The organism is Hymenobacter agri (assembly GCF_054778495.1).
In genome coordinates, this window is the sequence record NZ_BAAGZM010000255.1 from 1 (window position 1) to 5,791 (window position 5,791).

Annotated in this window: 5 protein-coding genes; all 5 read left to right on the forward strand. The window is 61.6% G+C overall.

Translation table 11 applies throughout. The features are described 5' to 3' along the window. Window positions 1-597, forward strand: a 597-nt coding sequence (locus ACYVDE_RS13050) for an IMP dehydrogenase (RefSeq protein WP_460501981.1), incomplete at its 5' end; no start/stop codon positions are given. 181 nt (window positions 598-778) lie between these two features. Then, window positions 779-2,875, forward strand: a complete 2,097-nt coding sequence (locus tag ACYVDE_RS13055; protein WP_460501982.1) for a PP2C family protein-serine/threonine phosphatase — start codon at window positions 779-781, stop codon at window positions 2,873-2,875. A 21-nt stretch (window positions 2,876-2,896) separates the two neighbouring features. Further along, window positions 2,897-3,226, forward strand: a complete 330-nt coding sequence (locus tag ACYVDE_RS13060; RefSeq protein ID WP_460501983.1) for an STAS domain-containing protein — start codon at window positions 2,897-2,899, stop codon at window positions 3,224-3,226. Between the two features lie 105 nt (window positions 3,227-3,331). Beyond that, complete coding sequence (locus ACYVDE_RS13065) at window positions 3,332-3,745, forward strand: ATP-binding protein (RefSeq protein ID WP_460501984.1); 414 nt, start codon at window positions 3,332-3,334, stop codon at window positions 3,743-3,745. Window positions 3,746-3,913: 168 nt separating this feature from the next. Continuing rightward, window positions 3,914-5,791: peptidylprolyl isomerase (locus tag ACYVDE_RS13070; protein ID WP_460501985.1), on the forward strand; the 1,878-nt coding region annotated here is incomplete at its 3' end.

Genomic DNA, 5,791 nt, shown 5'->3' on the forward strand with positions numbered 1-5,791 from the left:
GCCGGGGCCGACTGCGTGAAGGTGGGTGTGGGGCCGGGCTCCATCTGCACCACGCGCATCATTGCCGGCATTGGGGTGCCGCAGCTTTCGGCCGTGCTCGAAGCCGCCAAAGGCCTCGCCGGCACCGGTGTAACGCTGGTGGCCGACGGCGGCATCAAGTTCTCGGGCGATGTGGTGAAGGCTCTGGCCGGCGGCGCGGCTGCCGTGATGGTGGGCTCGCTGCTGGCCGGCACCGAGGAAGCCCCCGGCGACCTCATTATTTACGAAGGCCGCAAGTACAAGAGCTACCGCGGCATGGGCTCGGTGGAGGCCATGGAAGACGGCAGCAAGGACCGCTACTTCCAGGATGCCGAGGACGACGTGAAGAAGCTGGTGCCCGAGGGCATTGTGGGCCGCGTGCCCTTCAAAGGCAACGTGAGCGAGGTGATTTATCAGCTGGCGGGTGGCTTGCGGGCCGGCATGGGCTACGTGGGCGCGGCCAACATCGAGGCGCTGCAGGCGGCGCAGTTTGTCCGTATCACCGGGGCTGGCCTGCGCGAAAGCCACCCGCACGACGTGCAGATTACCCGCGAGGCGCCAAATTATTCGAGCCGCTAATTCCGGTCGGCTACTCGCTGATTGGCAACGGGCAGCGCGGGCTACGGCCGGTGCTGCCCGTTTTTTTACGTACTCCCCGCGTGAACCCTTTTCAGACGGCTGCTTGTATCTTGCACGCCGGTTGAGCGTCGCGGTACGGCGCGACGGGCTGGCACGATTTGCAAATACCTGGTTACTGTCTGTGGCTCAACGCTTACTCTCCTCTTTACTTCTTTTTAGCCTGCTAAGCTGGCTGCTGCTGCTGCTGAGCGCGCTCAGCCACGCAGGCGCCGGGCCTTGGCTGGGCACGTGGCCGCAGTGGAGCACGCAGGTGGCGCAGGGCTGCTTTGTGCTGGGTGTATTTCTGTATTACCGCTACCAGCCGTCGCCGCTGCAGGGCCAGCAGTTTGTGAAGCTGCTCAAGCGCCTGCTCACCGGGCCGGGCCTATTGGCGCTGGGCTGCGTGGGCCTGCACCTGCTTGAAGTAGCCGCGCAAGGCGAACCCGTGTTCGGCAGCAACAGCCTGTTCTTCACCAGCATCTACACGGTCAATCTCGCGCTGTTCGTGGTATTTCTGGCCCGCACCAACTACGCTTGGCGGGCGCTGGTGCTGTTTCGCTCCTCCGAACGCCTGCGCAAGGAATGGACGACTTTTGAGGTACTGCTCGGCGTCACGCTGTTGTTCCGCCTCGTAGGCGTCGACCCGCCGGGCTACGTCAGCACGCCCATTTTCGTGCTGCTGGGCTTATTTGGCGTGTACCTGAGTGGGCACCAGAAATGGGTGGCCTACCTCAGCCAGCGCGACAAGTGGCGCGCCGTGCTGCTGCAGGGCGGCCTGCTGCTGGGCGTGCTCATCTTCGTGCAGTACTTCCGCGTCACGCAGGTCGACCCGCAGCTCATTGCGCCGCGGCCGCAGTACGCGTTTCTGCTGCTCACGGCCTTCTTCTCGGCATTCTACTCGCTGATGGGCCTGATGGTGACGTTCTTCAACCTGCCCATTTCCGACGTGGTGGAGCAGCGGCGGAATGAGATTCTGCGCCTTCAGCGCCTCACCCAAATTATCCAGCGCGGCCAGACCTCGGGCGAGGTGTACCGCATTTTGCTCGAATCGGCAGCCCAGACGGTGGGAGCCGATGCCGCCTGGCTCGACCTCGACCCGGCCCACACCGGCGTCGATGCCAACCAGACCACCCTTTGCCTCAATTTCTTACCCGCAGATGCCGCCCAGCTGCGCGCCCGCCTCACCGCCCACGACCTGCCTGAGGGTGAGCACATCACCAACGACCTGCACCAACGGCCCGGCTTCGAGGGCACATTACAACAGTACCGCTCGCTGCTGCAGCTGCCCCTGCGCGGGCTGCACTTCAACTACGGCATGCTCTACTTGCTGAAGAAGGAGCCCCACACCTTCCACCACGAAGACTTGAGCATCCTGCAAACCTTCACCGGGCAGGCCGTGCTCAGCATCGAAAACCTGGAGCTGGTGCAAACCTCGCTGGCTAACCAGCGCACCCAGGAAGAGCTGAAAATTGCCTCGCAGGTGCAGGACAGCCTCATCCCAAAAAACCTGCCAACCGACAACTGGTTCGATATCAGCTCGCACTCGCTGGCGGCGAAGGAAGTGGGTGGTGACTTCTACGACTTCCTGCACCTGCCGGGCCGCCGCCTGGCCGTCATCATCGGCGACGTGAGCGGCAAGGGCGTCACGGCCGCTTTCCACATGGCCCAGATGAAAGGCATCTTTCATTCGCTGATGCAGGAAAACCCGCTGGCCAAAAACGAGCGCGACAAGTTCCCAGTGCCCAGCAAGTTCATGGCCCAGGCCAACATGGCCCTCACGCACTGCCTTGAACGGTCGTCGTTCATCACCTCCTCGCTCTACATCATTGATTACGAGCAGGGCGGCTTCGTGTTTGCCCGCGCCGGGCACTGCCACACGCTCTACTACCACGCCATGCGCGAGGAGGTGTTTTACTTTGATTCGGCGGGCCTCGGGCTGGGCATTATCCGCAACGAGAGCTACGAGAAGCACATCAAAAACCAGTTTTACGACTACAGCCCCGGCGATGTGATGGTGATTTATACCGACGGCATCGTGGAAGCCCGCGGCGGCGACGGCACCGAGGAATACGGCGAAGACCGCCTCAAGCTGCGCCTCGAAGAAAGCTATTTCCAGGAGGCCCACGACATCAAAGACTACATTCTGAAAGACCTCAACGCCTTTACGGCGGGCCACCCCATTCACGACGACCAGACCCTGCTCGTCATTAAATTCAAGTCGGCCCAACCCCTGTCGTAGGCCCAACGTATCGCCCTCACTATGAAAGTTACCGCCCAACCCTCCGCCGATACCCTGACCCTGCTGCTCGATGGCGAGCTCGACGCCAGCTCCGCCATTGTACTTGATACTGAACTGGCTAAGCCCGATATTCTGAACTACCGCAAAGTCCTCATCGACTGCGCCAAGCTCAGCTACATCTCGTCGGCCGGCCTGGGGGTGTTTATCTCGCACCTACAGCGCTTTCAGGATGCCAACGTGAAGCTGGTGTTCTTCAACATGCAGGAAAAGGTATTCAACGTGTTCGAAATCCTCGGCCTCGACGCCCTGATGACCATCGTACCCAGCCTTTCTGAAGCCGAAGCCGCCTAGTTTTCAATGCGTGAATGTGTGAGTGGGCGAATGAGTGAATAATTTTCACTTGCGCTGCTCTTCCGAACCGACCATTCACTCATTTGCTCATTCACTCATTCACCGATGAAATCCGCTCTCCGCATTGCTTGTTCGCGCGTTCACCTGCAAGAGGTGCGCGACTTCGTGCGGAACTATTTGAGCGCCCGGCAGCTGTCGGAAAAAACGGTGAATCAGGTGGTGCTGGCCGTGGATGAGGTGGTGGCCAACTTCATCATTCACGCCAATGGGGAGGACGAAACGCAGTTTCTGGACCTGAAACTCGACTTCGACAACCACGACCTGAACGTGGAGATTGCCGATAACGGCGACACCATTTATCAGCCCGGCCCGCACAAAGCCCCCGACCTGCGCGCATACATTCAGGAGGGCCGCAAGGGCGGCATGGGCATGGCCCTGGTGAACCGGCTGATGGACCGGGTGGAATTCTTCACCCGGGGCAACCACACCATCTGCCATCTTAGCAAGCACTTAGCATAGCACCGCTACCTTGTTGCGACGAAAACGTCCGGCCGCCTCGCGGGGCCGGACGTTGTTTTTTAAGGCACTTCGGCGCGGGCCGGAAAGTTGGTTAATTTCGCACCGGTAATTTTATGCCCGCGCGCCTGGTTTCACGGTGCCAACGTCTTCCGACTCTTTCTCTTGTTTATGCACAAACGCATTTTGTATGCCAGCGCGGCTTCAGCCGCCCTGCTGGCGGGTTGCCAGGCGGCCAAACCGGCCGCTACTACTTCGGCCGCGGCTCCGGCGGCCGGGCCGGCGGTGGAGATGCTGGGTACCTACCCGGTGCCGGCCAACGAGTTTGCCTACGTGTACCGCAAAAACAACAGCGCGGCGCCCGATTACGGCACCCGCCAGAGCGTAACCGATTACCTCGACCTCTACACCAACTTCCGCCTGAAGGTGCTCGAAGCCGAGCAGCGCGGCCTCGACACCACGCAGGCCTTCAAGCGCGAACTCGACGGCTACCGCCAGCAGCTGGCCCAGCCCTACCTCACCGAGAAGAGCGTGACCGACCAGCTGGTACGCGAAGCCTACGACCGCATGGGCCAGGAAGTGAACGCCTCGCACATCCTGATTCGCGTAGCACCCGACGCTTCCCCGGCCGACACGCTGGCCGCCTACAACAAGATTGCTGCCCTGCGCCAGCGCGCCATAAGCGGCGAAGATTTTGGCAAGTTGGCCCGCGAAAGCAGCGAAGACCCATCGGCCCGCGAAAACGGCGGCAAGCTGGGCTACTTCACGGCCATGCAGATGGTATACCCCTTCGAGTCGGCAGCTTATAAAACGCCGGTGGGCCAGATTTCGGCCCCCATCCGTACGCGCTTCGGCTATCACGTCATCAAGGTGAACGACAAGCGCACGGCGCAGGGCGAAATCAAGGTGGCCCACCTGATGATTCGCATGAACCCGAACGCGGCCAAGTCGGACTCGCTCACGGCCCGCAAAAAGATTGACGAGCTGTACAGCCGCCTGAAAAAGGGCGAAAACTGGGACAAGCTCGTGGCCCAGTTTTCGGAAGACGCCGGCTCGGCCGCCAACGGCGGCGAGCTCCCGCCCTTCGGCACCGGCCGTATGATTCCCTCGTTCGAAGAAGCCGCCTTCAAGCTGCAAAAGCCCGGCGACCTCTCGCCCCCGGTGCAAACGCCCTACGGCTGGCACGTTATCAAGCTGATTGAAAAGCAGCCCCTGGCCAAATTCGCCGACCTCGAAGCCGGCCTGAAAAGTAAGGTATCGAAGGACTCGCGCTCGGAGCTGAACAAGGCCGCGTTCCTGAAGCGCGTGCGCCAGGAAGACCAGTTCGTGGAGATTCCGGCCGCCAAAGTCTACGCCTTCAGTAAGGCGGATACGGCGCTGGTGGCGGGCCGCTTCAAGTATAATTTCACGCCCGGCGAGGGCATGAAGCCCGCCCAGGCCAAGGCCAGCAGCGGCAAAATGCCCCTGTTCCTCATCAAGAACAAGCCGTACTACGTAAGCGACTTCCTCACCTACGTGCAGCAGAACCAGCGGCCCCGCGCCGGCGCGCAGCCCAGCTTCGCCATGCAGCAGCTCTACGACCAGTACGTGGAGCAGAGCCTGACCGAGTTCGAGAAGAACAGCCTCGACACCAAGTACGAGGACTACCGCATGCTGGTGAAGGAGTACCGCGACGGCATTCTGCTTTTCCAATTGATGGATGAGAAGGTGTGGAGCAAGGCCATTGAGGACACCGTGGGCCTGAAAAAATACTTCGCCGACAACCAGGCCAAGTACCAGTGGGACCAGCGCGTGCAGGGCCGCGTTATCAGCGCGGCTACGCCGGCCGTGCTGGCGCGCGTGCAGCAGGAGCTGAAAACCGGCCGCTTCCCAATGGCCAACCCCGGCGCGAAGTCGCTGGTGTTCACCACTGGCAAAGCCGAGCTGACCAAAGCCGGCGAAGCCGCCCTCGACGACCTGGCCAAGCGCATGGCCGGCGACACCCTTACGACGGTAACCATCACCGGCCGCGTGCGCAAGGGCGAGAAGGCCACCCTGGCCCGCACCCGC

Excerpts from the sequence above, each read along its gene's own strand:
- ACYVDE_RS13060 (WP_460501983.1), top strand. The coding sequence starts at position 2,897 with ATGAAAGTTACCGCCCAACCCTCCGCCGATACCCTGACCCTGCTGCTC.
- ACYVDE_RS13065 (WP_460501984.1), top strand. The coding sequence starts at position 3,332 with ATGAAATCCGCTCTCCGCATTGCTTGTTCGCGCGTTCACCTGCAAGAG.